Below are 25505 nucleotides of genomic sequence, written 5' to 3'. Positions count from 1 at the left end.
ATCGGCGGCAAGACCGCCAGCCGCCGACGCCGATGAGTCACGACGACGACGCCAACCCCGTAACGCCACCGGCGGCGCCACTTCACGCCTCCGCGCCACTCGTCGCGGCGGCCGACCGGCTTCTGGCGGCATCGCTCGATGCGGTTCTCCTGCTCGACCCCGAAGGCGTTGTCAGCTATGCCAACCCCTCTGCCGAACAACTCTTCGGCCGACCCGCAGACTCGCTGCTGGGCGCGTCGCTCGGCATTCCGATCGATGGCGGTGACCTGAGCCGGCTGACGCTGCGTCGACCCGACGGCTCCTCACGCGAGGCCGAACTCCGCGTCGTCGACCTTGGCGACAAGTCGACGCAAACGATCTTCGTCACGCTCCGCGACGTCACCGACAAGCTGGAGCTCGAACAGCGTCTGGCCGGGGCCGAAAAGATGGAAGCGGTCGGCCGGCTCGCCGGCGGCGTCGCGCACGACTTCAACAACCTGCTCACCGCTGTCATCGGCTACGCAAGGCTCGCCGAACGTCGCGTCGACAAGGCCGAGGGTTTCGTCGACGGCCAGAGCGACAGCCTCAAGGGCGACCTCGCCGAGGTGCGCCGCGCTGCGGAGACCGCTCAGGAACTCACGCGTTCGCTGCTGAGTTTCTCCGGTCGGCATCGCCCGCCGTCGGGCCGCAGCGATCTCAACCAGCTGCTCGTCGAGCATCGCCGGATGTACGAAGCGGCGTGCGGCGGGAAGATTCGCCTCGAAATCGACGCCGACAACACGCCACCCGTCAACGCCGAGCCCGACCAGGTCGATCGCATTCTGCTCAACCTGCTCGTCAACGCCCACGACGCCACCGTCGGCAACGGCCCGAGCGAGGAGCCGATTCGCATCGTGCTGCGGCACCACGCCGACCAAGGCGACTACGGCTGGGCGGAGCTGCAGATCATCGACCATGGGACGGGCATCCCAGGCAGCGCCAGGCCGCACGTGTTCGAGCCGTTCTTCACCACCAAGCCCGAAGGACTCGGCACGGGCCTGGGCCTCAGCACCGTTTACGGCTTGGTTCGACGAAGCGGCGGACGCGTCGAGTTCTCCGACACACCCGGCGGCGGAACGACGTTCATCATTCGCCTGCCATGCGTCGATGCCGATGCCACGACCGATCAGACGCCGACCTCCGACGAGACGTCCGAGGCGTTGGAGGCGCTCGTCCACGCCAGTGAGAATCGCGCCCTTCGCGTGCTGCTCGTCGAAGACCAGGACGCGGTCAGGAAGCTCCTGATGCGCATCCTGCGTCGCGCCCACTTCGACGTCGACGCCGCCGCCGACGGCACACAGGCGATCGAACTGCTCGAGGAAGCCGCCGAAGGTCATCGCCTGCCGTACGACGTCATCGCCAGCGACGTCGCGATGCCCGGCCTGACCGGCGTCGACGTCGCCAAGCGTGCCGGCGAGCTCTTCCCCGACCTGCCGGTCCTGCTGATGAGCGGCTACACCAACGGCGAAGTCGCCGCCTCCGCCTCACCGCACTTCGCCAACACGTCGATGCCGTGGCGCTTCCTCCAAAAACCCTTCGAACCCGACGTCCTCGTCCGCGAACTCGTCGTCGCGCTCAAGTGAGCACCGCGACACGGCAAACGGGGCTTTCATGAAACGAATACCGTGCACCGGTGCCTCAAACTGATCACCGGCTTCCCGCTCTGGCGATCCGAGTGACGGCGGGCTGGATCGTCGCAGATCTGTTCATCATCACTGGTGTCGGATTAGCGGCACTCTCAGGAAGTATCGGGCTCGAGCCAACCGGCACCGGTGGACTCGATCTTGTGACTGCGTTCCTCTTCCAGCCTTGGGAACCAGGGGCGGCTGCATGCTTTTTCTTGGCGGCCGTCCTTCGTTGCCTCAGCGATCAGTGGATGATCCGATTTCAAAGTCGTGGGCTGTGGAGGAGCGAGCCGTATCAGACACACCTTGCTCTGTCGACGGTGCACGGCCTCGGTTTGGTTGCGATCGGGCTCGCATTTCTCTACCCGGTCGGCTCGTCTTTTGCGACGTCCTGCTTGATAATCGGGCTGCTACTGGCAGTCGCAGGTGGATGGCGTGGAGTCAACATGCTGGAGCATCTCCAGAACGTCCACCAGAAGTTGCGTCCGCGAAACGCGAAACCAGCACGCACGTTCCAGCCAAGACGTCAGGCGACACCACGGCGCGAAGCGGCCTTTCGTCTCACCTACGCCGACGCGACAACCGACCGTGATCGACATGGTGTGAAAACGATTGATCCCGCGTTTGAAACTCTCCGTAACGCGAGCATCAAGTTCTGGGTGGAAGTGGCCGGGGTATGCGTCGCGATTTTCGTCGCCCCCGTCGCCTTAAACCCGCGGGGAGTTGGTGGAGGCGGGAACATGTATTTCCCAAACCCGGTAGACATCCTGCAGGCGTGTGGGGTGTTTCTGCTCCTCATTCTCGCCGGTGCGACACTCTTCGCGTGCTGGACCGCAGCGTTCTTGAAGCAGGTCCAGGTGCTCGTCGAGGGGCTCGCGGCGGCAAAGCGCCTCCGGACCCGTCACAATGCGGACTGACACAAGGAACCGACGCAGGAGACACTGTCCAAACTCACGGGCACGGCACGATCCGTAGTGTGCGCCCGCGGATGAAGTCGATTGCGGCACAAGTCATCGTCCACCTGCGGAAAGGCCCGACGCGGAGCAACGGGTTGGTGTTGCTGCGCTTCCTCGCTGTGCTGGTCGCGATGGTCGCGGCATACAGCGTGGTGTTTCACTACCTGATGCTCTACGAAGAGCGCCTCGGCTATGGCGATCGAGAGCACTCGTGGGTGACGGCCGTCTACTGGACGCTGACCGTGATGAGCACGCTCGGCTTCGGCGACATCACCTTCGAGAGCGACATTGGCCGGGCGTTCAGCATGCTGGTGCTCGTCAGCGGCACGCTCTTCTTGCTCGTGCTGCTGCCGTTCACGTTCATCCAGTTCTTCTACGCCCCGTGGATGGAGGCCCAGCGTGCTGCACGCGTGCCGAGGCGTTTGCCCGAGGACCTGGCCGACCACGTCGTGATCAGCGGCACCGGGCCGGTCGTGGACGACCTCATCGAACGCTTCGACCAGTTCGGCCAGCGGTATGTCCTGCTCGCGGGCGATGACATCGAGGAGGCACTGCGTCTTCGCGAGATGGGCCTACGCGTCATGCTCGGCGAGCCGGACGAGGTCGAGACTTTCCAGCTCTGTCGAGCATCAGCCGCCGCGGTGTTCGTTGCTTGTGGCGAGGACGTCGCCAACGCGAACGCGGTCTTCGTCGCACGCGAGGCCGCACCGCACACGCCGATCGTCTCCGCCGCGCGAACCGCGTCGGCCGCCAAGATCCAGAAGCTCGCCGGGGCGACACGTGTCGTCGAGTTCAGCGAGCTGATGGGCGAATCGCTCGCCCGTCGCACCATCGGTGGCGACGCCGATGACGTGGCTGACGGCAACGTCACCGAAGAGGGCCGGCCGACGCTCGGCGGGCTCCTCATCGCCGAAGCCAACGCCAGTCGAACGCCGCTCGTCGGCAAAACCCTCCGCGAAAACCGCCTCCGCGACCTCGGCCCGAGCGTGCTGGGCGTCTGGGACCGAGGCCGATTCGAACTCGCGACGCCCGACGTCGTCGTCAGCGAACATGCGGTCCTGCTCATGGCCGGGACACGCGAACAGCTCGAGGCGTACGACGAGTCGTTCGTCATCTACAACGTCTCCGGCGAGCCGGCCGTCGTCATCGGCGGCGGACGCGTCGGGCGTGCGACGGCACGCTCGCTCAAGCGTCGCGGCATCTCGTGCAACATCGTCGAGCAGAGACCCGACCGCATCGACCCGAGCGACGTGCCCGAAGGCACCCGCATCATCACCGGCGACGCTGCTGATCCGAAGGTCTTGCAGGAGGCTGGTCTCGACGACGCGTCGAGCGTGCTGATCACGACCAGCGACGATGCGACCAACATCTACTTGACGCTCCAGATGCGGCACCTGAAGCCCGACGCGCAGATCGTCGCCCGGGCCGAGCGCGATCGGAGCGTCGACGTGCTGCACCGCGCGGGCGCGGACGTGACGATGTCGATGGCGTCGGTTGGCGTGAGCCGGATTCTGAAGTTCGTCGCCCGGGCCGACATCCTGCCGATCGCCGAGGGCCTGAACGTCATTCGCCTGCCCAGCCCGGACAGCATGATCGGCCACAAGATCGAAGAGCTCGACGTGCGACGCGACAGCGGCGCGACCATCGTCGCGGTCGATCAGGGCAACGGCGATATCCGCGTCAACCCGCCCGCCGACCTCGTCCTCGAAGCCGGCAGCGAACTCCTCTTCATCGGCACGGCCGAGACCGAGCAGAAGTTCCTGGAGAAGTACTCCCGCTGACAAACGGCGCTCACGCGGCCGCGACCTCGGCACCTTCCAGCTCCGCCTTGAGCTGCTCGCACCACCGTCGGATGCGCTCTTCGGTCAGCTCCGGCTGGCAATCCTGGTCGCACATGAGCCCGAGGAACTTGCCCTCGCGCACGCCGACCGACGCGTCGTAGTCGTAGCCGTCGGTCGACCAGCGTCCGACGAGCTTCGGCCCGCTGGGTTCGAGCTTGTCCCACAGCAGGCCCAGCGCATCGCCGAACGTGTCCGCGTACGCGCCTTGGTCGCCGCAGCCGAACAGCGCGATCGTCTTGCCCGCAAGATCCGCCCCAGCGAAGTCGTCGGCGACCATGTCCCAGTCGTACTGCATCTCGCCCACGTCCCAGGTCGGGATGCCCAGCAGCAGCGCGTCGTACTCGCCGACGGTGGCGAGATCGAAGTTGTCCACCTCGATCGGGTCGGCTGCGAGATCGCCGAGCTGCTCCTTGATCTGCTGAGCGACGTCGGCAGTCTGCCCGGTGGTGGTTCCGTAGATGATGGCGATGTTCATGGTCGAAGTGACGGGTCGTGCGGTGCGGCAGCCGAGTCCGACTCGGCTGCGTTCGATGAGACTACGTCTCAAACGCAAGCGTTCAGTCTTCAGTTCGAAAATCGCCAAGAATTGATGCGATCCTGCAGGCAACGCACGGGTGCCTCCTGCCGTCACAATCGGACCCGCCGTCGGCGGCATAGTGTGCGGCATGCTCGATCCAGCGACCCTGGCACGGATGCAAGGCCTCGTCGGCGACCGGCCTCACGTGCCCACGACCAACATGCCCATGGCCGCGCCCGGTGGCGGCTACCAGCGCACACGCGAGATGACGCTCGAGGAGATGCTCCTCGAAAACCGCGTCGTCTTCCTCGTCGGCGAGATCAACCACGCCAGCGCCAGCCGCGTCATCATGCAGATGATGTACCTGCAGAGCGTCAAGCGCGACCAGGACATCAACTTCTACATCAACTCGCCCGGCGGCGTCGTGGACGACACGCTGGCGATGTACGACGTCATGAAGTTCCTGACCTGCGACGTCGCCACCTACTGCATCGGCCGGGCCATGAGCGGCGGGGCGATCGCCCTGGCCGCCGGCACCAAGGGCAAGCGGTTCATTCTGCCCAACGCCAAGGTGATGATCCACCAGCCCTACGGCGGCGTGTACGGCCAGACGAGCGACATCGAAATCCAAGCCGAGGAAATCCTCAAGACGAAGCAGACGCTCAACCAGATCCTCGCCAAGGCGACGGGTCAGACCGAAGAGCAGATCGAAAAGGATGCGGAGCGCGACAAGTTCTTCGACGCCCAGGAAGCCAAGGACTACGGCCTCATCGACGAGATCCTCGGCGGCGAAGAGGACAGCGACACCGTCGACGCAGCGACCGATGCGACGAAGGAGAAATAGGTGGCGAAGCGTCAGCGGAAACGCAGATGGCTCAGCTGGCTTGGAAACGGCTTGCAGCTTGCCCACTTCATCGAAGATGAAACCGGCTGCATCATCGGTGGCGTGCTGCTGGTGATTCTGCTGCTGATCGGGGTCGGACTGGTCCTCTTCTTCACCGGCTTGCTCGTTTGACGAGAAAACAAAGGAAAAGCATGGAAAACAACCTCATCCCCATGGTGATCGAGAAGTCCGGCCGCGGTGAGCGGGCGTTCGACATCTTCTCGCGCCTGCTCAAAGACCGCATCATCATGCTCGCCGGGCCCGTCACCGACGACTCGGCCCAGCTGATCATCGCCCAGCTTCTGTTCCTCTCGACCGAGGACCCCGAGGCCGACATCCACTTCTACGTCAACTCGCCAGGCGGATCGGTCAGTGCCGGCTTTGGCATCCTGGACACCATGAAGTTCCTGCGGTGCGACGTCGCCACCTACGGCATCGGCATGTGTGCCTCCATGGGCTCGGCCCTCCTCGCGGCCGGCACGAAGGGCAAGCGGTTCGTCCTTCGCAACGCTCAGGTCATGCTCCACCAACCACTGCTCGGCGGTGTCATGCAGGGCCAAGCGACCGACCTCGGCATCGAGGCCAAACACATGCTCCGGCTTCGCGAGCGTCTCTACCACATGATGGCCGAGTGGACCGGCAAGAGCTACGACGAGATCCTCAGGGATTTCGATCGCAACAAGTGGCTCTTCGCCGAAGAAGCCGTCGACTACGGGTGTGCCGACAAGGTGCTTGAACGAGCGCCCGACACGTTCACCCACCACGCCCCCGAGAACGACGACTGATGCCGTCCAGACTCCCGATCGCGCTCGCGGTGCTTGTCGCCGGCTGCTCGCTCGTCGGGTGCGGCGGTCGTGATCCTGTCACGGTTCAGCTCCGCAAGGACCGCCAGTTCCTCCGCAGCGAGGTGGAGGACCTTCGCGCCAGGAACGCCGAGCTGGAGGCTCGCCTGGCTGCGGTCGAAGTGACGGATGGTGCGACGCTCAGTGCCACGCAGCTCGCCGCGACGCCGACTGCCACCGACCTCGCCTTCGGTCGTCTCACCGGGCTTTCGAGCGAGCAATCTCTCGACGTCTACGTCACGCCCGTCGACGCCGTCGGCGACGTCATCAAGGTCGGCGGCAGCGTGAAGGTCTCCTTATTCGACCTGTCGACCGCCGAGGAGACTGCCCTTGGCGAATGGACCTTCGACGCGGCCGAGCTTCGCGATCGCTGGCGCAGTGGGCGTCTGTTTTCCGGCTACGTCGTGACCTGCCCACTCGACGCACCGCCGGCCGATGATGCGGAGCTGACGGTGCGCGTGCAGTTCGACGACGCGCTCACGGGCCGATCGCTGGTGGGTGTGAAGGTACTGGGTGAGTGAATGCCCGAGCGTCGCCGGCTGGTCGCGGGCTGCATGACAGGCACCAGCCTCGACGGGCTGGACGTTGCGCTCGTCGAGATCGTCGGCAGCGGACTCGACATGACCGCGACGCTCGTCGCGACCGCATCGCGCGACCTCGGCGACTGCGGCCCACGTCTGCGTGATCTGGCGACGAACGTCCCGATGACAGCCGGCGATATCGCGCGTGTTTGCCGTGACTTTGGCCGATTGCACGCTGACGTTCTGCGCGGCCTTGCTGGCGATCGTCGACTCGACCTCGTCGCGATCCACGGCCAGACCGTCTTCCATCGGCCGCCGGTGTCGTGGCAGCTGATCGACCCGTGGCCGGTGGTGCAGGCGTTGAATTGCCCAGTCGTGACCGACCTGCGCGGGGCCGACCTTGTCGCGGATGGCGAAGGCGCACCGATCACGCCGCTGGCGGATTGGGTGTTGTTTCGCGACGCAACGAGGTCGCGGGCGATCGTCAACCTCGGCGGGTTCTGCAACGTCACGCTTCTGCCGGCGGGTGACGACATCGCTGGTATTCGGGGGTTCGACGTCTGCGTCTGCAACCAGCTTCTCGATGCGGCCGCACGACGAGCACTGGGCGAGCCCTTCGACCGCGACGGTGGCGCGGCGGCATTGGGGGAAGTCGACGACACCGCTTCGTCCGAGTTGCAGCAGTTGCTTCTTGCGCAACGTGCCCAGGATCGGTCGCTGGGCACGGACGACGAATCACTCTCGTGGCTCGATGCGCACGTCGACGACCTTGCTCCGAACGACCTCCTCGCAACGACCACCCACGCGATCGGTCGCACGATCCGTGACGTCCTCGAAACGAAGCCGCACGCAGAGCGAAGCGTCGCGTCGGATCCGGAGTCATCGCGCTCGGACGTCAGACCCGGTCCGACGCTGCGCTCTGGACTCGGCTTCGACCGGAGTGAGGTCGAGGTCGTGATCGCTGGGGGTGGTGCCCGGAACGCTGCGCTCGTCGGTGCGATGGGACCGACGAAGACCACCGACACCTTCGGGGTCCCGATCGAGGCGCGAGAAGCGGTCGCGATGGCGATCCTCGGGGCGTTGGCTCACGACAGGGTGCCGATCACGCTCCCGGCTGTGACGCGGCGGCAGGAGGTGGTACCCTTGCCCGGTTCATGGACGTACCCGACATGAACCTGCCGCCGGATCGGTCGCACGTGCCAACCGAAGGCCGACTCCCCGAAGCGACCGGCTCCGACGCCCTGCCGACGGCCGACTTTCTCTTGCTCATGAGCGACCAGGACGCCGTCGCGGCAGCCGCAGTGCGGAAGGCCGTGCCGCAGATCGCGGCGTTCGTCGACGCGATCGTCCGGCGTTTCAAAGACAACGGCCGCGTCTTCTACGCCGGGGCGGGAACGTCGGGCCGGCTCGGCGTGCTCGATGCCAGCGAGTGCCCGCCGACCTTCGACGTCGAGCCCGGCCGCGTCGTCGGCATCATCGCCGGCGGCACGTCGGCCCTGACCGTCTCGTCCGAAGGCCTCGAAGACGACCGCCGCGGCATCGCCGACGTCTTCGGCCGGTTCGACCTGACCGATCGCGACACCGTCCTGGGCATCACCGCCGGCGGCACGACGCCGTACGCACTGGGCGCGATCGAGCTCGGTGCCGAGAAGGGTTGTCTGACGGGCCTGCTCACCTGCGGCATCGTGCCGGACGAGCCAAAGCCCGACCACGTGCTCCACCTGCAGACGGGGCCGGAGGTGCTCGTCGGCTCGACGCGCCTCAAGGCCGGCACCGCGACGAAGCTGGCGCTCAACATGATTTCGACCGGCCTGATGGTGCGGATGAACAAGACGCACGACGACCTCATGGTCGACCTGCGTGCGACCAACGACAAGCTCGAAGACCGCGCCGCCCGCATCCTGATGTGGATGCTCGACCTCAGCCGCGATGACGCGTTCCGCATGCTCGAAGCCGGCGAAGGCCGAGTGAAGACGGCGATCGTCATGGCGACCAAGGGCGTCGACTTCCTCGAGGCCGAGGACCTGCTGGACGAGACCGAGGGCAACCTTCGCAAGGCGATCGCATGACGCTGGTCGATTGGCTCATCCTCGCGGCGTACATGGGCGTCGTGCTCTCGATCGGCCTCTTGGCAGGTCGCGGCAGCAAGTCCGCCGACGATCTCTACCGCGGCGGCCGACGCGTGCCGGCGTGGGCGATCGGCATCTCGGTCCTGGCGACGAGCCTCAGCGGCGTCACCTTCATCGGCGGGCCGCAGCAGGCGTATCTCAGCGACCTGACCTATCTCTCGGCGTCGATCGCGACGGTCATCGCAGCCGTGCTCGTCTCGTGGCTCTTCCTGCCGAAGTTCTTCGCGGCGAACGTGTCGACGGTCTACGAGGTCATCGGCGACCGACGGGGCGTCGTGGCGAGACGCGCTTGTGCGAGCATGTTTTTCCTCGGCCGGCTGCTCGCCAGCGGGGTCCGCGTCTACGTCGCGGCCATCGCGATGAGCATGATCTTCTTTGATGACCTTCAAGAGTGGCAACTCGTGGTTTGCACACTTGCCTTCGCAGTGGCCGCTTTGATCTACACGTCGTGGGGCGGCATCAAAGCGGTCATCTGGACCGACACGCTCCAGGCGATCGTGCTCGTCATCGCCGTCGGCGGGAGCATTCTGGTGCTCACCGGTCAGATCGACATGCCGTTCTCCGCAGCGACCGATTCGCTCGGCGATGCCGGGAAGCTCAAGCTGATCGACCTGACGCCGAGCATGACGTCGACGTTCTCGCTTTGGTCCGTGCTGATCGGCTGGGTGCTGTTCAACGCGGCCTCGCTCGGCACCGACCAGGACATGGCCCAGCGGCTCTTCAGCTCGCGGAGTGCAGGACGGGCGGCAGGTGCACTGATCGGCTCGCAGGTTGCCGCGATCGCCGTGGTGTCGCTGTTCATGACGGTGGGCCTGATGCTCTTCCTTCGCGACTCCAACAGCGCAGAGGGCCTCGCCGATGGAACGCGGCGCGTCTTTTTGAGCTTCATCCTGAGCGACCTGCCAGTCGGCCTGCGAGGCCTGCTCATCGCCGGGCTTTTCGCCGCCGCGATGAGCAGCATGGACTCGACGATGGCGTCGATGTCCAGTGCCCTCGTGCTCGACCTCGGCCTGGGCGGCAAGACCGAGGCAGACTCGGCCAAGGTCGCACGCATCGGCAACCTCGTCGTCGGCGTCGGCCTGTCGACCTTCGCGATCATCTTCGCGATCGTCGCCGCGGGTGAGGAGGAAGGCATCATTCCCTTCGCGCTGGGCGTCATGACCTACGCCTACGCCGGGCTGCTCGCCGTCTTCGTCTGCGTGCTGCTATTGGACCGCGGATCGGGTGCGACGATCATCGCCGCGCTCGTCACGGGTGCCGTCACCGTGCACCTCATGAGAGAGTTCAGCGGCACGTCGATCGGCTGGTGGATGGTCGTCGCCTTCAGTGCGAGCCTGCTGGTTTGCGCGCTGCAGAAGGGCAAGCGCCCGATCCCCGAGTCGCAGCAACGCGGCTTCGAGGTGGTCCTCGCGGAGGAGATCAAGTGAGCCTCGCCGACCGCCTCATCCTCGGCCTGCGCGGTTCGCGGCCGGGTGACGAGCGACTAGAGCGCGACCTCGACGCGTGTGCCGAGGCTGGCGTGGTGGGCGTGGTGCTGTTCGAGAAGGACATCCGCAGCGGCGAGGTCCGCAACGTCGAGTCGCCGACGCAGGTCGCGGAACTGATCGCTCACGTTCGCGAGCGGCTGGGCGACGTCGTCGTCAGCATCGATCAAGAAGGCGGACGCGTTGCGCGGCTCAAGCCGTCGGCCGGGTTCGCGCCGCTGCCGTCGCCGGTGGACCTCGCGACGATGCCAGTCGACGAGCGGCGGGGCGTACTGGACGCGTCGTGTGCCGAGATGGCACGACTCGGCATCACGCTCAACTTCGCGCCCGGCGTCGACGTCGCGGTCAACCCCGACGGCCCGGTCATGGCGGCGCTCGGTCGGTGTTTTTCGGCCGATCCGAGCGTGGTAGCGGAGGTTGCGGGCGACGTCATCGACGCGCACGTCCTTCACGGCATCACGCCGTGCCTCAAGCATTTCCCCGGCCACGGCTCGGCGAACGAAGACTCGCATCACGCACTGCCGGACGTCACAGACGTGTGGCAACGCGACATCGAGCTCGCTCCGTTCAAAGCGTTCGCCCAGCGCGACGACCTGGCCATCATGACAGCTCACCTCGTCCATCGCGACCTCGACCCCGATCGCCCGGCCAGCCTGTCGAAACCCATCACGACCGGGCTCCTTCGCAGCGAGCTGGGCTTCCGCGGGACGATCGTCACCGACAGCCTCGACATGGCCGGGGCGCGCGTAGGCATGACGCTGTCACAAACGCTCCGCCGCGCCGCCGACGCCGGGGCGGACTGGTTGCTGCACGGGTGCAACAGCGCATTGGACGAGTTCGCCGCCGACGTCATCGCCGCGGCGAACGACGCGTGACAGCGATCTTGCGGAATCAGATCAACAGCTGAATCTGCCCGCGGACGGTGAACTCGAGGTCGTTGCCCGAGAAGCCGCGGTAGCCGATGCCAGTGAAGTTGCCCACGCCGCTGCCGTTGGGCAGGACGCCGGCGTCGATGGTCATCTTGACGTTGTGACCTTCCCAGTACTTGTTGATGCCGCCGACGATTTCGGGCATGAACTGCTCGCCGCTGCGAGGGTCGTCGTTCTCCAGGAAGACCGCGGAGATCTGACCGAAGCCTTCGAGGCCTTTGTCTCGATCGATGATCTGGCTGGCCTTGGTGACGAAGCCGAGGTCGATGAACTCGACGCCGCTGTTGTCGAACGCTCGCAGCATGCCGGCCCCGAAGAAGCCGAACCCGCTCGCCGTCTCGTACGAGATGTCGGCCGTCGCGAACAGGTCGTACAGGAAGCTGCCCGGATCGTTGTCGCCGAGGTCGACCAGGAAGCCCGCTCCGGCGCGGAGGCTGTCCTCTTCGGTGTTGAGCGCGGTGAAGTCACGGAAGACGCGGGCGTTCTCACCCTTGAGCAGGATGTCGAATCGGCCGTTGAGTGCGAAGAAGAAGCTCGTACCTGCCGGATCGATGAAGCTCGTCTGGTCGGTGTTGGCCCCGTCGAGGTAGCCGACCTGCCAGGCGATTCGACCGTCGTTGTAAAGGTACTGGATGCCCTGGACGAAGTCCGTCAGACCGCCGGCCAGTCGCTCGTTCGCGTACGAGCGGTCGGCTGCCAGTTGACGCTTCGAACTCGTCTTTTCTTCGAAGAACGTCGGATCTTTGAACTGGCCGACGAGGAAGGAGGTGTGCTCGACGCCGAACAACCCGTCTTCCGGGCTGTATTGGATGTTCGCGTTTTCGAGTGCGATGCTGGTGCTGCCGCGACTGAACCCAAACGTGACGCTGTACTCCAGCTCGGGCGTGTAGATGTGGCCGGAAGCGCCGGCCTTGACGCGCCGCATTTCCCAGCCGAAGTCGGTGTCGTTGCCTGCGTCGCTGTAGTTGGCAACGTGCCGGGCCTGGATCTGCAGGTTCGGATTGAAGAAGAAGTTGCCATCGACGTCGCCCAGGAAGAACTTGCCCTCGGCAAAGCCCGCGAAGGGCCCCGGCGAGTCCGTGCCGACCGCCTGCAGGAACGTCGGCCTCTGCTTTCGATCGTCCTCTTCAGCGAGGACCGTCTCGAGTGCCTCTTGCTTGGTCGAAGGGTTTGTCTCAGCTTGAGACGCGTTGCGATCCTGCGACTCCTGCAGTCGCTCAACCTGAGCCTGCAACGCTTTGATCTGCGCGAGCAACTCTTCCGGCGTCGGCTCGGTCGACGGCGGCGTCGACGCTGAGACGCCTGTGACGGCCACAGTCGTGCAAGCTGCCGTGAGCAGAGCACGGCGGCAGCGGGACGGGCGATGACGACGAGAGGGCATGGACATTCCAGGTTCGGGTTCTTGTGCGTCGCCTGCTGGGGCGATGGACAAGCTGTAGCAGAGACCTGCCGCTGCTTGCAGGAAACCGAGGTGCGGCAATGAGCGCAACCGAACCGATTGACATCGCGAAGCTGCCAGGAACTTCAAAGAAAAACCCGGGTGCCGAGCTTCAAAGCTCGGCACCCGGGCAGTGCTGTGGTGAATTGTCCTACCGCATCAATCAGCGACGACGACGGAGCAGCGTCATCGCGGCGACACCGGCCAGGCCGAGGGTGGTCGGCTCGGGGATCGGGATGACCGTCAGGCTGCGGACCAGGTCGCCCGAACCGAAGTCGCCGACTTCCGTTGCGGCCCCGGTCGCAAGATCGATCGTGAACAGGCCGCTGTTCGGGCCGTCCTGCAGAGCGGCGTAGGCGATGCCGGTGGCACCTGAGATGTCGAAGCCGAGCTCGTTGGTGATCAAGCCAACGCCGAGACTGCCGACGGTGTCGAGCGTGCCGGCGTTGTTGGCGACGGTGACCAGGACGCCCAGGTCACTATCGATGCCGAACTGCTGAGTCGACGTCGGAACGCCGAAGCTATTGGTGTAGGCGATGCCGGCAATGTTCGGATCAGCGCCGAAGTTCGGGTCGCCGGCCGGATAGAAGACATCGGTCTTCTCGACGGGAGCAAGGTACTGACCCGTGTCGCCGCTGATGACGCGGTTGTCGTTCGAGTCGGTGATGATGCGAGCGAACTCGCCGCCCGAGAAGGCCGGGTTGAAGTCGAACGCGTAGCTGACGCCAGGGATGCGGGGGCTGAACGTCCCGACGAGCGTCGCGTCGAACGTGACCGGATCGAACGTGTAGACGTTCTCCATGTCGTCGAGCAGGTAGATCGTCTCGGTCGCAGCGCGATAGTCGATCGCCTGCAGGTCGACGCCAGCCGGCAGGCCGCCGACGGCACCGCCGTCGAGGACGACCGACGGTGCGGCACTGTCAATGAGGAAGACGTCGTTCTGCGTCGTCAGGCCGTAGATGATTTCGGCGGACGCACTGCCGACCAGCGTCGCAAACGCTGCAGCAGCAAGAGTTAGGGTCGTTTTCATGAGCATTTGTCTCCGGTCGGTTCTTGCAGCTCTCTCTCGCCCGGAAGTCGAGGATGCTCCCCACACCTTTCAAACAACGAGAGATCTGCTGATCGGACCGCGCAACATGTCCCATCGCTCTCAGAATCTTGCAGACCGCTGGCATTTTCGGCAGCAGGTTCGCCGGGCGGGCTCGCTGCTTGCCGTGACGCCTGACGACCCGCACGATTCTGAGCTCCTCGCCGGCATTGCCAGGCAAGACCTTGCGTCGCTGGAGCGCCTCTACCAGAGGCACGCGCCGATGCTGTTGGGCCTGGCGCGACGCATGCTGGGCGACCTGCACGAAGCGGAGGATTGCCTGCAGGATGTGCTCATCGAGCTGTGGGAAAAGGGCGATCGTTTTTCGGCGAGTCGGGGTTCTGTGCGGAGCTATTTGTTGCCCCTGACGCGCAGCCGATGCCTCGATCGCCTTCGAAAGCGACGGCTCCGCACGGTGCCCGAGCTGTTCGAGCCCGCAGATCCGGCACAGACCGAGCCACTCGCGGGTGCGCAGCATGACGAGCTGCGGTCAGCCGTCGGCGACGCACTCGACACGCTGCCAGAAGCGCAGCGCCGCTCGCTCGAGCTCGCCTTCTTCGACGGCCTGACGCACGCCGAGATCGCCGAGAAGACCGAAACGCCGCTCGGAACGAACAAGGGCCACATCCGTCGAAGCCTGCAGCGGATTGCCGACGCGTTGCAGAGCCACGCCTCCGAGCCGGCATCGGCCGGGCGGACGTCTTCGAACGACGAGAGGAGGCCGTCATGAACGACGATCGCGACGAGTCGATCGACGTGTTGATGCTCGCCTTCGTGCTGGGCGTCGCGGACGACGAGCAGGCGCGCGACGCGCGTGCCAGGCTCGATGCCGGCGACACCGAGGCCCTCGCAGCCGTCGACCGCGCGCTGGTTGCCGCGAGTGAGATGGCTGGTTCCGTCGAGCCGGTCGCGATCGACGCCGCGGCCTGGCGTCGTCTGAGGGATCGCGTCGACCCGCCGGGCCCGATTTCGATGCCGGTGCCCGAACGCCACTCGCCCAACTGGCCGGTCGCCTTGGTCGCCCCAGCACTGGCGGCCGGTGCGGTCTTTGTCGGATGGACGACGGTCCAACGACAGGACGCCCAGCGGGGCGTTCTCGCAGCAGAAGCACTCGTCGATCAACTGCGTGAAGACGCCGACAAGGCCGATGCGCAGGCGGACGATGCCCAAGTCCAACGGCGGGAACTGCAACAGACGATTGCGACGCTCGAAACCGAGCTGGCGACCGTCGCCGGTGATCTAGCGACGACGCAGGCACGGCGTCAAAAGGCGATGGCCGACCTCGAATCGCTGCAACGCGAAACGTCCACCGTTCGCCAAGAGGCCGCGGGCCTGCGGCTGACTGTGGCACGCCTCGAACAGCGACTCGAAGCTCAGACGCAGTTCGCCCAGCGACTCGACGCACGTCTAGTCGCGGCCCAGGCGACACTGGACCTCGCACTCTCGGCCGATTCGAAACTCGCGTCCCTCGCCGGCACCGAGGCACGCCCCGACGCCGGTGGCGGAGCTGTGCTCAACGCGACGGCGGATCGACTGCGGCTCGACGTCGACGGCCTCGTCCCGCCCACGCCCGCACAGACGTATCAGGCCTGGGCACTGCCTGTCGAGCGTGACCCGATCTCGCTCGGCACGTTCGCCGTCGGCGACGACGGGCGCGGCACGTTTGACTCCGAGCTGCCGGATCTGCCCGACGATCTCAACGCCGTCGCCGTCAGCCTCGAACCCGCCGGCGGCACACCGCAACCGACGGGTCCGATCGTGCTCGTGGGGCCGCTGCGATGATGCGGAGCTAGCTCTTGTCGACCGCGGTCGCAACGATCCTGTCGACCCGAAGCTCGTACGGACCGTCGCGCGTGTCGTTGAGGATCAGACCGATCTGGTAGATCCGCGAGGGCTCGACGCGGCCATAGCGCTCGACCGAAAGCGACCGGCCGCGCCACGACGGAATCATGTCGGCCATGGCGATGGTGACTTCCTGCCACTCACTCAGCTCGCCGGTCGGCTCGAGGTCGATTCGGTAGTTGATGCGACGGTTGTCGGCGTCGTAGGCAATGAATCGCCACGGCCCACGATCGTCGGGCTTGATCCGCAGGGTGACGTGCGTCATCCCGGCCAGGTTTCCCTGGTCAATCGGCAGGCGCACGCTGGTGAACCCGCCGCCGTTGGTATTGATGTCGCCGAAGAGGACCATCGTGTCGTCCTCGAAGCGGTGCTGTCCGTCACTTCGTCCGCCCATGACGTTGTCATTGACGTTTCGCCACCCGGCATTGGCGTCGGTTTCACTGAAGTCTGTGACGAGGAGCGACCGATTCGCGCCTGGCATGGCGGCAAAGAGCAACGCGAAAAAGAACGTGGAGAAGGCCATGCGTCAGCGTGCAGCAAAATCGGGTGCACGCCTGTTTCCAGATTCAACGAAACCGCGGATGGCGAGCGATTGAGCTAGTCAGAATCGAGTTTTCGCACGTTGGCCGAAAGCCAATCGGTGAAGGCCTCTTCGGTGATGTCTCCGGCAGCGAGGGCGAGGAACTTGTCGAAAGCGGCGTCGTTGTCCGCGACAAGCTCGTAGCCGTTTCGATTAAGGAACAGTTCGCAGACGACCGCCGCCGTCCGCTTGTTACCGTCGACGAAGGCGTGGTTGCGTGCGATGGCAAAGGCGTAGCACGCGGCAAGCGTCGGGATGTCCGGTGTTGGGTCGGAGTATGCGAAAAGCTGCCGGGGCCGATTCAGCGCAGAGTCCAGCAGCCCCGCATCTCGCACACCGGACGATCCGCCGTGAAGTTCCAGCTGCTGCTCATGGAGCGCATCAGCGACCGAGCGTTCGATCCAAATCGGGTCGTCCTTCATCGAGGCCCTCCACTCACTCTGCAAGGCGACGCAACATCGACTCGCGGCGCTTCATCACGTCCTGCGCAAGCCGCATCTGCCGGTCGTGCTCCGATTCCTCGACGCGACCCAATGCCACGCCGTCCGTCGTCTCGGAAAGTCGAACGCTGTCACCCGCAGACACGTGCAGACGCTCGAGCACTTCCTGCGGAAGCTCGATCACGGTCTGCTCGCCCACCTTCTTAAGCTTGACTTCGGTCGTCATCGCGTAGCTCCTAGTCCGGCGAAGTGTACGGCGCAAACCGCGACCCCGCTCGCCTAGCCTTGCTTCGCATGAAGGCCCACGAATACCAAGGACGCAAGATTCTCTCCGATTACGGCCTGCCCGTGCCCGACGGCGAGGTCGTGCGGAGCGTCGACGAAGCCGTCGCCGCATACCAGAAGTTCGACGGCGAAGGCAAGGGCGATCTCGTCGTCGTCAAGGCCCAGGTCTACGCGGGCGGCCGGGGCAAGGCGGGCTTCGTCAAGCTCTGCAAGTCGGCCGACGAGGTTCGCGAGGCGGCGGAGTTCATGCTGAGTAACCGCATGACCAACAACCAGACCGGCCCCGAGGGCGTGCCGGTCAGCGTGCTGCTGGTCGCACCAGGCGTCGACATCGAGAAGGAGTACTACGTCGGCGTCACTGTTGACCGCGGCAAGGGAACGCCCGTGCTCATCGCCTCGGCCGAAGGTGGCGTGGAGATCGAAGAGGTCGCGGCGAAGAACCCGGACGCAATCATCAAGGAACCGCTTCATCCGCTCATGGGCCTGCAGCCGTTTCAGGCCCGCGAGGTCGCCTTCAAGCTCGGCTTCGAAGGCAAGATGGTCATGAAGGCGGCCATGCTGATGGTCAACCTCGCTAAGGCCTTTCTCGAGACCGATGCGGAGCTGGCGGAAATCAACCCGCTCGTCATCACGAAGGAAGGCGAGCTGCTCGCCATCGACGCCAAGTTCACCTTCGACGGCAACGCCGCCTTCCGACAGAAGGAGATCGCCGCGATGCAGGACACGAGCCAGGAGAAGGAGCTCGACGTCCGCGCCGCCAAGGCCGACCTCAACTACATCCAGCTCGACGGCACGATCGGCTGCCTTGTCAACGGTGCGGGTCTGGCGATGGCGACGATGGACGTCATCAAGCTCCACGGTGGCGAGCCGGCCAACTTCCTCGACGTCGGCGGCAGCGTCACGAGCGAAGGCGCGATCGAGGCGTTCAAGATCATCCTCGCCGACGACTCGGTGAAAGGCATCATGGTCAACATCTTCGGCGGCATCGCCCGCTGCGACCTCATCGCCGACGCCCTCGTCGAAGCCGGCAAACAGATTGGCTTCCAGGTCCCGGTGGTAGTCCGGCTCGAAGGCACCAACGTCGAAAAAGCCCGCGACATCCTCGCCGGTGCATCGGGTGATCTGCCGACCCTTCAGACGGCCACCGACCTGACCGACGCCGCGGAGAAAGTGACGTCGGCGGTCAAGCAGGCGGCTTGATGGCGCGACCTGTTATAGTCTGAGCATGAGCACCTCCTTGGCCGACGCAAAGGTCCGCTACATCATGAACGAGCAGGGCCACCCGGAGGCGGCGGTCGTGCCCATCGAGACGTGGCGGAGAATGACATCGGACGGCGAGGCCGAGCGGTTGCTGAATCATCCGAAGATGCGTCAGCGACTTGAGGAATCGCTGGCGTCAGACGAGTGGATTCCCATGGAGGAAGTGATGCAACGGCTCGGCATCACGCAGGAGGAGATTGATGCCTTCGACCTCGACGCGGAGGTCGATGATGAGGGTCGTTGAGTTCGAACCCAAAGCACTCCGAGACCTGCAATGGTTGACCTCGAACGAACGCCGGCTGGCGGTCAAGACACTGAAGCTCGCTGACGAAGTCGCACGCACACCACTCGAGGGCACCGGAAAACCCGAGCCGCTGAAGGGAAACCTCACTGGCTGTTGGTCTCGTCGTATCAGCGATGAGCACCGACTCGTCTACAGCGTTACGGAAACGGCTATCCGTGTCATCGCCTGCCGCGGGCACTACGACTGATGACAAACGGCGTCTGTTTCGATCTTGCTCAGCAGTAGCTCCTTCACGACGTCAATCTGACTCGTCGTCGTCCCACTCGCGCTCGACAAAGACCTCGGCACGGAGCAGTTTGTGAGCGGCTCGAATCTCAACCGGGCCGACGTGTTCGAGCTTCTTGTCTGGCGGTAGGGCGTTGTTGGCTTTGACGAACCGTCGGACCATTGTCTCGCCGCCGGGGTTTTCTTCGAACGCGTTGTCGTCGGCATCGTCGCCGTAGAGCGCTTGGCCGAGTTGCTCGGAGTTGGAGAGCGGGTGGACGATCCGCAGGCGATCTTCAATCTCTTCCCAGCGCGCGACCGGCAGCGTGGTCGTCTCACGGAAGGCGGTCGCGAATGCCTCGTCGAGCGCGCTGATCGCCTGCCCGCGGGCCATCATGGCAGCGAAGGCGGCTTGTCCTTCGTCCGTGTCGTCGCCGACAGCTTGGAGGTTCTTCTGCACTTCAGAGTCATCGATGCCACCACGCCACGCGCGAAGCAAACCTTCATCGCGAACAGCGAGCTTTATCGCTTCGACGACGTTCTCCGTTGTCGCCGGCTGGTACTCACCTTCCGGACGCTCGGCGAGATGACGCGAGAGCAGGTTGGCGACGGTTGAGTCGGGCACGCGAACCTTCGTGATGCCGTCGAGCTCCTTGAAACCCAGATCCTTGTTCGACGTGTGCGTCGTCCACTGCCCATCGGCGTGGTGGCTGACAACGTCCTTCACCGGCCCCGTGATTGCCGCGATGGTGACGGCGCCCCAAACGCTGTCGGACGGCCGGGCGAACAGAACGAGCTTCATCATGCCACCGCCGGCGTCGTACACGCCTGCGTGATCGAACCCTTCGCCATGGAACTCGTCGACAGCAGCCTGAGCATCGGCAGAAAGCTCGGCATCGTCGTTTCGCGCAAGGTCGATGTCCGTCTGGATCATCGTTCCAGCGCCGACCTCGCTGAACTTCTTGAACTCATCCAGCGCGTTGGTGACGTTGCGCTTGAGACGCCAGAAGAGAAACTTGATGAGGAAGTATCCAAGCAGGATGAAGATCAGCCCACCCAACACCACACCCGCCACTATCTTCAAAATGAGTTCCATGCTTGAAACCTAACGAGTCGCGTGTGGTTGTTCCACGCGACACGGTGACGCTGCGAACATCGCGTCCCTCGTTAGTACAGCCCGCCGCCCGTGATCGTGACGGGGCGGGCGAGGTGGATTAAGGCATAGCGCAACGCGTCGATCGAGTGGTCGTGCGTGCCATCCTTTTGGGGCAATTCGCCGCCGGTGTCGGGGTAGTGGTAGCTCCGCATCGCCTCGATCAGCCGCTTGCAACGCGGGTCGATCAGCAGTCTCGGCAGACTGCCGTCGGCGGGTTTCAAGTCACGACGGATCAGCTCCAGACCCTCGGCAATCCGGCTCGCGCGGAACCGAACCTTGAACCCCGCACGACGCAAGACCGCCGCGTCGCTCGCACCCGTCTGACCCACCACGGCCGCGCCGGCGGGATCGCAGTAAATCTGCCTCGCCGGCCAATCCCGACTCGACAGCTCAGCCGCGTGCTCCGGCACGGTTCGGCCGGGCTGCACGTACTCGTCGACCACGTGTCGGACGTCGCCGATCGTCGCGATCCACAGCGCGACGAACGGCGCCGCAAAGCCGAAATCCACGCCGATCGCCATGTCCTCTGCGTCGCCATCGAATGGCCGGACGTGCACGTCCTCGTTGAAGCTGCCGAAGACCCGGCCGCGCGTCGACGGCCGACGACACAGCATCTCGGCCTGCCACGTCTCGACCGACACGCGGCCCTTCATCCGCACCGCGTCGTCGATCGAGACGAACCCGCTCGTCCTCTCTTTCGCCCGGCCGCGGCACTCGTCGAAGAGCACGCACTTGTCACAGTCCCGCGTCGCCGGGCACGGCTGCAGCACGTCGAGCAGGCACCACCGAACCACGGCCGCGTCGCGACCGGCGGCGTTGTCGATGACCCGGCCCATGAGCCCGCCCGACTTGTGGTGCGTGCTCGCCGCTTCGATGGCGGCCGTCGCGTGTTCGGTGCTACGCGTCGCGAGCTGCGCGGCTTCCCACACGTTGTCGTCGAACAGCTCGACCTCGTCGCACCGCAGCTTCTGCACACGCAACCCCCGCACGGCCCGCTGGCTCTGCGTCAGCACAGCCGCCGTCGAGCCGTTGGTCAGCTTCACCTTTCGCGTCGACTCGCGCGGCAGCTTGCCGTCGGGCAACAGCAGCCGGCCGACACGGACGAGGTCGGGCAGCAGATAGTCCCACATTTTGAGCGACTGCTCCAGCGACCCGCCCAGCAAGCGGACGGCGGTGCCGGGCTTGTGGAGGAGATCGAGCAGCGTCGCGACGGCGGCGAGCCTGGTCTTCCCGCCACCACGCGGGGCCCAGACGACCAGGTCGCGTGCCGGCTCGAAGTAGGCCCGGACCAGGTAGTCGAACGGCGCGTCATGCTTCGGGCACAACGCCGTCCGCGGCACGTCGAGTCCGCAGAAGAGCTTCACCCACGCGTGCAACTGGTCCGGCGTCGACAGAGGTTTGAGCGCGAGCTTCTTCATGGGCGTTCAAATGCGGACAGATGTGCAAATCCGTCATCCTGAGCGAGCGGAGCGAGTCGAAGGACCTCGCTTGCGACTCGTTGGAAAACCAGACGAGGTCCCTCGGCTGCGCTCGGGATGACGGATGAGGTCACGTTCTGTGATGCGTCACGACTCGATCGTGCGTCGCAGTGCCTCGATCTCGTTCGACGCGACGTCCCCCGCGTGGACCTGTTCTTCCGGACTCGGCTCGCTCTTCGACTCCGTCCCCTCGACGCGTCGTGCCAGCTTCACGAGTTCCACACACGCACGCTGCCTCGCCGGGTCGAGCTTGACCTTCCCGGCCACCGCATCGGACAGCATGATCGCTGCCTCGACGGCCGCCTGGGCCATCGCCTGCTCGCGGCGGATGTCCTTCGCACGCATGATGGTGTCGAGTTGCTCCTTGAAGATCTCGCGACGCGTCCAGCGGAGCAGCGTGTCGTCGCGAATCCGCAGCCGATCCGCCGCCTCGTGCGGGCACGTGCCTTCACGAATGGCCTGCAAGTACAGCCGTTGCGCCTTCGACAGGAGCTGGGACGGGTAAGGGCCACGTTTGCGGGCTGAAGAGGTCGGGGAATCGCTCACGAACGACGCCTCCGCGCTGCGCCGCTGGGGCCGCCGGGGCGAGTTCGTTGACAGTTTGCCCGTTGCCGGTAACCCTCCGGCTCCTGATGACCGCTGCCGACGATCTGCCAGCCATGCCCGTGGTCCGCGAGCCGCTCACCAAACGCTGGAGCCGCGAGCTTGCGACCGTCCCTCGTGGTCATCTGTTGCTGGCCGGGGCACTGCTGCTGTTCTTTGCGATCTTCCTCGTCTGGCCGATCCTGAACGTCGTCGGCGAGGGGTTCCGCTCGCCCACGGGCGGATTCAGCATCGACTACCTCAAGCTCGTCCTGACCGACGCGGCCCTGCTCAAAGGCCTGTGGAATGCGGCCGTCATTGCCGTGGCGACGACGTTCGTCTCGCTGGCGATCGCGCTGCCGCTGGCGATCCTGAGCGTGAAGTTCGACTTTGCCGGGAAAACGCTGCTCGGCGGGCTGCTGCTCGTGCCGCTCGTCCTGCCGCCTCTCGTCGGTGCCGTCGGCCTGAAGACCGTCCTGGGCACCTTCGGCCCGCTGACCACCTTCGTCGGGTACTTCGGCGTGGACACGTCGCTCGGCATCGACTGGCTCGGCAAGTATCGCTTTGCGGGCGTCGTCCTGGTCGAGGCGCTGCACCTCTACCCGATCCTCCTGCTCAACGTCCAGGCCGCTCTGGCCAACGTGGACCCGGCGATGGAGCAGGCGGCGCGAAACCTCGGGGCCAGCCGCATGACGGTCTTCCGCCGCATCACGCTGCCGCTCATCCGGCCCGGCCTGTTCGCCGGGTGCACGCTCGTCCTCATCTGGAGCTTCACCGAGCTCGGCACGCCGCTCGTCTTCAACTATCGCGAGGTCACGCCCGTCCAGATCTTCGAGCGACTCACCGAAGCCCAGGGCAACCCCGTGCCCTACGCACTGGTCGTCGTCATGCTCGCAGCCAGCGTGCTGCTCTACGCGATCGGCAAGATCCTCCTCGGCCGAGGCTTCGACGCAGCGACCACCAAGGCCGGCGTGGTCGCGACCCCGATCAAGCTCCGCGGCCTCAAAGCCGGCCTGGCCGCGCTGCCATTCCTGTTCGTCTTCGGCTTGGCCGTCGTCCCGCACATCGCCGTCATCACGACCAGCGTCACGCAGACGGGCCAGTGGTACCAGAGCATCTGGCCCACCGGTCTGACGGGCAGCCACTACGAGGCCGCCTTGTCGAGCGATCTGGTCATGTCCAGCGTCCGCAACTCACTGATCTTCGCCTCGGCCGCGACGCTCGTGGCGATCGTCGTCGGGCTTGGCGTGGGCGTAATCGTCGTCCGCAGCCGGGTACCCGGACGCGGCTTCATCGACGCGCTGGCCATGCTCCCGCTGGCCGTGCCGGGCCTGGTGCTGGCGTTCGGCTACCTGTCGATCAGCTTCACCTTCGTCCGCTGGTTCCCCGAGCAGACGGGCCCGGGCGGGTGGCTCAGCTGGCTGAACGTCCTGGAAAACCCGGCGATTCTGCTCATCATCGCCTACGCCGCCCGTCGTCTGCCCTATGTGGCCCGAGCGGCCGTGGCTGGCTTGCAACAGACTCCGCGCGACCTGGAGCTGGCAGCGAGCAATCTGGGCGCGAGCAAATGGCGGGTGCTCTCCAAGATCACGATGCCGCTGATCATCGCGAACCTGATCGCGGGCGGCTTGCTGGCATTCAGCTTCGCAATGCTGGAGGTGAGCGACTCGCTCATCCTCGCCCAGCGGGCCGGGTACTACCCAATCACCAAGGCGATCTACGAACTCGTCGGCCGCCTCGGCGACGGTCTCTACGTCGCCAGCGCGCTGGGCGTCTGGACGATGGTGCTGCTCACCCTTACCATCCTCTCCGCCAACGCCTTGCTCGCCAAGAAGATGGGCGCCATCTTCCGAATGTGACCGACGTGCGATCGATCCTTGGAAAAATCGAACGTTCCTGATCTCCGCTCGCTTAGCGGCGAGCGCTAGCGAGCTTTCTGCGAACTGATATCGCGGAGCAATAAAGCCTCACAGGTGACCCGCTACACTCACCGCGACACAGATTGATACAGAGCACTTCTAGCTTGTCGACACGGTCGTCTTGGTCGACCAATATGCCCCGATCCGCTCGACGAATGCCTTTGGCTTTTCTGCCCAGAGCAGCTGCCCCGAGCGTTCGATTGCTCGATGGTCCGCCACCCGCGCCGCCTCGGCGGCGGCGGCGACGTCGTGTTGCCCCTCGACCCACGCAAACTCGGCCAGTTCCGCCAAATCGTGGTCCCGGCCGAGCTGATCCGTTACTGCCTTGGCCATCTGCCGCAGCGGCAACAACAGCTCCGGCGCAGCCGGCTCGAGGAACTCCATCGCATACCGCAGGTCTTTGGCCCGCTTGCGCCAGTCGTGCCAGGCCTCCGGCTCGCCCTCGGCACGAAACGCACGCGCCATCGCCAGCTGCCCTAGGCCGTACAGCCGACGCAGGCCCGGCCTGATCGCAGTGAAGTCGTCGGCCTTGAGGTGCCAACCCGCAGAGGCCGATCGCACGCGCGCGACGGCCGTCGCGGCATCGGTGGCCGCGTCCGGTGCGTCACCCGCAAGCGCTGCCGAATGCCGGTCGGCCGCCCGGTCGACGAGCTCGTTTCCTGAAAGAGACAGAGAGTCCAACGTCTGCCTCGCTACCGCCGCCTCCCGCGCCGGACCCAGCGGCTGGGCGGCCGACCGCAGCAGATCATTCGCCCACGGCCGGACGGGTTCGCCAGCGTCGTCGAGGAGCGACGTGCGGAACAGACGGAGTAGGCCACGCACTTCCTTGATGCGTTTCCGCGACTCGTGGATCGCCTTGTCGAGCCCCGCCTCGCCCGGAAGACGCAGCCGCTCTTCTGCGTCGCCCAGCAACACATCGATCGCCCGGCGGACCGACGATTCGAGTGGCTCCGAAGGTGACAGGGTAACAGCGACCAAGCGGGCATTGTACGCGAAGCGCCGCTGGGCGCCCCTCCGTCATCCCGAGCGCAGCCGAGGGACCTCGCTGCGGTAGCTTCAGCATCGGCAGCCCAGGCGAGGTCCTTCGACTCGCTCCGCTCGCTCAGGATGACGGAGTTGCCGTATGTCGTGCTTCAGCACGACGCGAAAGTCAGACGTCGTGCTGAAGCATGACCTACTTTCGAT

Annotated in this window: 27 protein-coding genes; 17 read left to right on the top strand and 10 right to left on the bottom strand. The window is 65.4% G+C overall.

Features of this window, described 5'->3' with window-relative positions; genetic code table 11:
- Window positions 1–32: 32 nt before the first annotated feature.
- The 3 genes from AAGI46_01790 to AAGI46_01780 all read left to right on the top strand — a co-directional run bounded on the left by AAGI46_01790 (window position 33) and on the right by AAGI46_01780 (window position 4380).
- Entirely contained in the window at window positions 33–1601 is a 1569-nt protein-coding gene (locus tag AAGI46_01790; protein MEM1010933.1) for an ATP-binding protein, read from the top strand.
- 92 nt (window positions 1602–1693) lie between these two features.
- Window positions 1694–2560: a hypothetical protein gene (locus AAGI46_01785; protein ID MEM1010932.1), complete on the top strand. Its 867-nt coding sequence runs from the start codon at window positions 1694–1696 to the stop codon at window positions 2558–2560.
- Between the two features lie 71 nt (window positions 2561–2631).
- Window positions 2632–4380: an NAD-binding protein gene (locus tag AAGI46_01780; protein ID MEM1010931.1), complete on the top strand. Its 1749-nt coding sequence runs from the start codon at window positions 2632–2634 to the stop codon at window positions 4378–4380.
- 10 nt (window positions 4381–4390) lie between these two features.
- Here the strand turns inward: AAGI46_01780 and AAGI46_01775 are convergent, their stop codons facing one another.
- Window positions 4391–4915: a flavodoxin gene (locus AAGI46_01775; GenBank protein ID MEM1010930.1), complete on the bottom strand. Its 525-nt coding sequence runs from the start codon at window positions 4913–4915 to the stop codon at window positions 4391–4393.
- Between the two features lie 190 nt (window positions 4916–5105).
- Here AAGI46_01775 and AAGI46_01770 point away from each other — a divergent pair, with 190 nt between their 5' ends.
- From AAGI46_01770 to AAGI46_01735, 8 genes are read left to right on the top strand one after another with little or no spacing between them, the layout of a single operon-like run.
- Window positions 5106–5801 (top strand): ATP-dependent Clp protease proteolytic subunit, encoded by a 696-nt coding sequence (locus AAGI46_01770; GenBank protein ID MEM1010929.1) that lies wholly within the window; start codon window positions 5106–5108, stop codon window positions 5799–5801.
- Complete coding sequence (locus AAGI46_01765; protein MEM1010928.1) at window positions 5802–5972, top strand: hypothetical protein; 171 nt, start codon at window positions 5802–5804, stop codon at window positions 5970–5972.
- A complete protein-coding gene (locus tag AAGI46_01760; protein MEM1010927.1) occupies window positions 5969–6625 on the top strand; it encodes an ATP-dependent Clp protease proteolytic subunit in 657 nt (218 codons plus the stop codon). The genes AAGI46_01765 and AAGI46_01760 overlap by 4 nt, the downstream gene beginning before the upstream one ends.
- On the top strand, window positions 6625–7203 hold the full coding sequence (locus AAGI46_01755; protein MEM1010926.1) for a hypothetical protein: 579 nt from the start codon (window positions 6625–6627) through the stop codon (window positions 7201–7203). The genes AAGI46_01760 and AAGI46_01755 overlap by 1 nt, the downstream gene beginning before the upstream one ends.
- Entirely contained in the window at window positions 7204–8376 is a 1173-nt protein-coding gene (locus tag AAGI46_01750) for an anhydro-N-acetylmuramic acid kinase (protein MEM1010925.1), read from the top strand. It abuts the gene before it with no gap.
- Complete coding sequence (gene murQ, locus AAGI46_01745; protein MEM1010924.1) at window positions 8358–9272, top strand: N-acetylmuramic acid 6-phosphate etherase; 915 nt, start codon at window positions 8358–8360, stop codon at window positions 9270–9272. Before AAGI46_01750 ends, murQ begins: the two co-directional genes overlap by 19 nt.
- Window positions 9269–10759 (top strand): hypothetical protein, encoded by a 1491-nt coding sequence (locus AAGI46_01740; protein MEM1010923.1) that lies wholly within the window; start codon window positions 9269–9271, stop codon window positions 10757–10759. The genes murQ and AAGI46_01740 overlap by 4 nt, the downstream gene beginning before the upstream one ends.
- Window positions 10756–11691: a glycoside hydrolase family 3 N-terminal domain-containing protein gene (locus tag AAGI46_01735; protein MEM1010922.1), complete on the top strand. Its 936-nt coding sequence runs from the start codon at window positions 10756–10758 to the stop codon at window positions 11689–11691. The genes AAGI46_01740 and AAGI46_01735 overlap by 4 nt, the downstream gene beginning before the upstream one ends.
- Before the next feature lie 16 nt (window positions 11692–11707).
- Here AAGI46_01735 and AAGI46_01730 read toward each other — a convergent pair whose 3' ends face one another.
- Together AAGI46_01730 and AAGI46_01725 are read right to left on the bottom strand one after the other, a co-directional pair.
- A complete protein-coding gene (locus AAGI46_01730) occupies window positions 11708–13060 on the bottom strand; it encodes a FlxA-like family protein (GenBank protein ID MEM1010921.1) in 1353 nt (450 codons plus the stop codon).
- Window positions 13061–13346: 286 nt separating this feature from the next.
- A complete protein-coding gene (locus tag AAGI46_01725) occupies window positions 13347–14213 on the bottom strand; it encodes a DUF4394 domain-containing protein (GenBank protein MEM1010920.1) in 867 nt (288 codons plus the stop codon).
- A 106-nt stretch (window positions 14214–14319) separates the two neighbouring features.
- Between AAGI46_01725 and AAGI46_01720 the strand changes: the two genes are divergently transcribed.
- Both AAGI46_01720 and AAGI46_01715 read left to right on the top strand, forming a co-directional pair.
- Complete coding sequence (locus tag AAGI46_01720) at window positions 14320–15000, top strand: sigma-70 family RNA polymerase sigma factor (protein ID MEM1010919.1); 681 nt, start codon at window positions 14320–14322, stop codon at window positions 14998–15000.
- A complete protein-coding gene (locus AAGI46_01715; protein ID MEM1010918.1) occupies window positions 14997–16052 on the top strand; it encodes an anti-sigma factor in 1056 nt (351 codons plus the stop codon). Before AAGI46_01720 ends, AAGI46_01715 begins: the two co-directional genes overlap by 4 nt.
- 7 nt (window positions 16053–16059) lie before the next feature.
- On the opposite strand, the gene AAGI46_01710 is transcribed toward AAGI46_01715, so the two are convergent.
- The 3 genes from AAGI46_01710 to AAGI46_01700 form a co-directional block, all read right to left on the bottom strand.
- Window positions 16060–16635: a CIA30 family protein gene (locus tag AAGI46_01710; protein MEM1010917.1), complete on the bottom strand. Its 576-nt coding sequence runs from the start codon at window positions 16633–16635 to the stop codon at window positions 16060–16062.
- Between the two features lie 74 nt (window positions 16636–16709).
- Window positions 16710–17114: a type II toxin-antitoxin system death-on-curing family toxin gene (locus AAGI46_01705; protein MEM1010916.1), complete on the bottom strand. Its 405-nt coding sequence runs from the start codon at window positions 17112–17114 to the stop codon at window positions 16710–16712.
- A 13-nt stretch (window positions 17115–17127) separates the two neighbouring features.
- A complete protein-coding gene (locus tag AAGI46_01700) occupies window positions 17128–17358 on the bottom strand; it encodes an AbrB/MazE/SpoVT family DNA-binding domain-containing protein (protein ID MEM1010915.1) in 231 nt (76 codons plus the stop codon).
- A gap of 68 nt (window positions 17359–17426) precedes the next feature.
- On the opposite strand from AAGI46_01700, the gene sucC reads away from it, so the two are divergent.
- From sucC to AAGI46_01685, 3 genes are read left to right on the top strand one after another with little or no spacing between them, the layout of a single operon-like run.
- Complete coding sequence (sucC, locus tag AAGI46_01695) at window positions 17427–18617, top strand: ADP-forming succinate--CoA ligase subunit beta (protein ID MEM1010914.1); 1191 nt, start codon at window positions 17427–17429, stop codon at window positions 18615–18617.
- 25 nt (window positions 18618–18642) lie between these two features.
- The gene (locus AAGI46_01690; protein MEM1010913.1) at window positions 18643–18921 is read left to right on the top strand and encodes a hypothetical protein; all 279 of its coding nucleotides are present in this window, start codon (window positions 18643–18645) and stop codon (window positions 18919–18921) included.
- Window positions 18878–19168: a Txe/YoeB family addiction module toxin gene (locus AAGI46_01685; protein MEM1010912.1), complete on the top strand. Its 291-nt coding sequence runs from the start codon at window positions 18878–18880 to the stop codon at window positions 19166–19168. Before AAGI46_01690 ends, AAGI46_01685 begins: the two co-directional genes overlap by 44 nt.
- A 51-nt stretch (window positions 19169–19219) precedes the next feature.
- Here the strand turns inward: AAGI46_01685 and AAGI46_01680 are convergent, their stop codons facing one another.
- The 3 genes from AAGI46_01680 to AAGI46_01670 form a co-directional block, all read right to left on the bottom strand.
- The gene (locus AAGI46_01680; GenBank protein ID MEM1010911.1) at window positions 19220–20281 is read right to left on the bottom strand and encodes a hypothetical protein; all 1062 of its coding nucleotides are present in this window, start codon (window positions 20279–20281) and stop codon (window positions 19220–19222) included.
- Between the two features lie 71 nt (window positions 20282–20352).
- Complete coding sequence (locus AAGI46_01675; GenBank protein MEM1010910.1) at window positions 20353–21759, bottom strand: hypothetical protein; 1407 nt, start codon at window positions 21757–21759, stop codon at window positions 20353–20355.
- Window positions 21760–21906: 147 nt separating this feature from the next.
- Window positions 21907–22284, bottom strand: a complete 378-nt coding sequence (locus AAGI46_01670; protein MEM1010909.1) for a hypothetical protein — start codon at window positions 22282–22284, stop codon at window positions 21907–21909.
- 167 nt (window positions 22285–22451) lie between these two features.
- Between AAGI46_01670 and AAGI46_01665 the strand changes: the two genes are divergently transcribed.
- Window positions 22452–24260 (top strand): iron ABC transporter permease, encoded by a 1809-nt coding sequence (locus tag AAGI46_01665; GenBank protein ID MEM1010908.1) that lies wholly within the window; start codon window positions 22452–22454, stop codon window positions 24258–24260.
- 159 nt (window positions 24261–24419) lie between these two features.
- Here the strand turns inward: AAGI46_01665 and AAGI46_01660 are convergent, their stop codons facing one another.
- Window positions 24420–25298: a CHAD domain-containing protein gene (locus AAGI46_01660; protein ID MEM1010907.1), complete on the bottom strand. Its 879-nt coding sequence runs from the start codon at window positions 25296–25298 to the stop codon at window positions 24420–24422.
- Window positions 25299–25505: the final 207 nt, after the last annotated feature.

It is taken from the genome of Planctomycetota bacterium (assembly GCA_038746835.1).
Lineage (GTDB): Bacteria > Planctomycetota > Phycisphaerae > Tepidisphaerales > Tepidisphaeraceae > JBCDKH01.
Note: the sequence above shows the minus strand (reverse complement) of the source record. Positions and strands in the feature narration are given on the sequence as shown.

Bases quoted from the DNA above. Each gene is read 5' to 3' on its own strand.
- AAGI46_01685 (MEM1010912.1), top strand. From the start codon at position 18,878: ATGCCTTCGACCTCGACGCGGAGGTCGATGATGAGGGTCGTTGAGTTC.
- AAGI46_01710 (MEM1010917.1), bottom strand. From the start codon at position 16,635: ATGGCCTTCTCCACGTTCTTTTTCGCGTTGCTCTTTGCCGCCATGCCA.
- AAGI46_01700 (MEM1010915.1), bottom strand. From the start codon at position 17,358: ATGACGACCGAAGTCAAGCTTAAGAAGGTGGGCGAGCAGACCGTGATC.
- AAGI46_01690 (MEM1010913.1), top strand. From the start codon at position 18,643: ATGAGCACCTCCTTGGCCGACGCAAAGGTCCGCTACATCATGAACGAG.
- AAGI46_01755 (MEM1010926.1), top strand. From the start codon at position 6,625: ATGCCGTCCAGACTCCCGATCGCGCTCGCGGTGCTTGTCGCCGGCTGC.
- murQ (MEM1010924.1), top strand. From the start codon at position 8,358: ATGGACGTACCCGACATGAACCTGCCGCCGGATCGGTCGCACGTGCCA.
- AAGI46_01665 (MEM1010908.1), top strand. From the start codon at position 22,452: ATGACCGCTGCCGACGATCTGCCAGCCATGCCCGTGGTCCGCGAGCCG.
- AAGI46_01715 (MEM1010918.1), top strand. From the start codon at position 14,997: ATGAACGACGATCGCGACGAGTCGATCGACGTGTTGATGCTCGCCTTC.
- AAGI46_01750 (MEM1010925.1), top strand. From the start codon at position 7,204: ATGCCCGAGCGTCGCCGGCTGGTCGCGGGCTGCATGACAGGCACCAGC.
- AAGI46_01705 (MEM1010916.1), bottom strand. From the start codon at position 17,114: ATGAAGGACGACCCGATTTGGATCGAACGCTCGGTCGCTGATGCGCTC.
- AAGI46_01675 (MEM1010910.1), bottom strand. From the start codon at position 21,759: ATGAAGAAGCTCGCGCTCAAACCTCTGTCGACGCCGGACCAGTTGCAC.
- AAGI46_01770 (MEM1010929.1), top strand. From the start codon at position 5,106: ATGCTCGATCCAGCGACCCTGGCACGGATGCAAGGCCTCGTCGGCGAC.
- AAGI46_01720 (MEM1010919.1), top strand. From the start codon at position 14,320: ATGTCCCATCGCTCTCAGAATCTTGCAGACCGCTGGCATTTTCGGCAG.
- AAGI46_01790 (MEM1010933.1), top strand. From the start codon at position 33: ATGAGTCACGACGACGACGCCAACCCCGTAACGCCACCGGCGGCGCCA.
- sucC (MEM1010914.1), top strand. From the start codon at position 17,427: ATGAAGGCCCACGAATACCAAGGACGCAAGATTCTCTCCGATTACGGC.
- AAGI46_01680 (MEM1010911.1), bottom strand. From the start codon at position 20,281: ATGGAACTCATTTTGAAGATAGTGGCGGGTGTGGTGTTGGGTGGGCTG.
- AAGI46_01740 (MEM1010923.1), top strand. From the start codon at position 9,269: ATGACGCTGGTCGATTGGCTCATCCTCGCGGCGTACATGGGCGTCGTG.
- AAGI46_01775 (MEM1010930.1), bottom strand. From the start codon at position 4,915: ATGAACATCGCCATCATCTACGGAACCACCACCGGGCAGACTGCCGAC.
- AAGI46_01780 (MEM1010931.1), top strand. From the start codon at position 2,632: ATGAAGTCGATTGCGGCACAAGTCATCGTCCACCTGCGGAAAGGCCCG.
- AAGI46_01725 (MEM1010920.1), bottom strand. From the start codon at position 14,213: ATGAAAACGACCCTAACTCTTGCTGCTGCAGCGTTTGCGACGCTGGTC.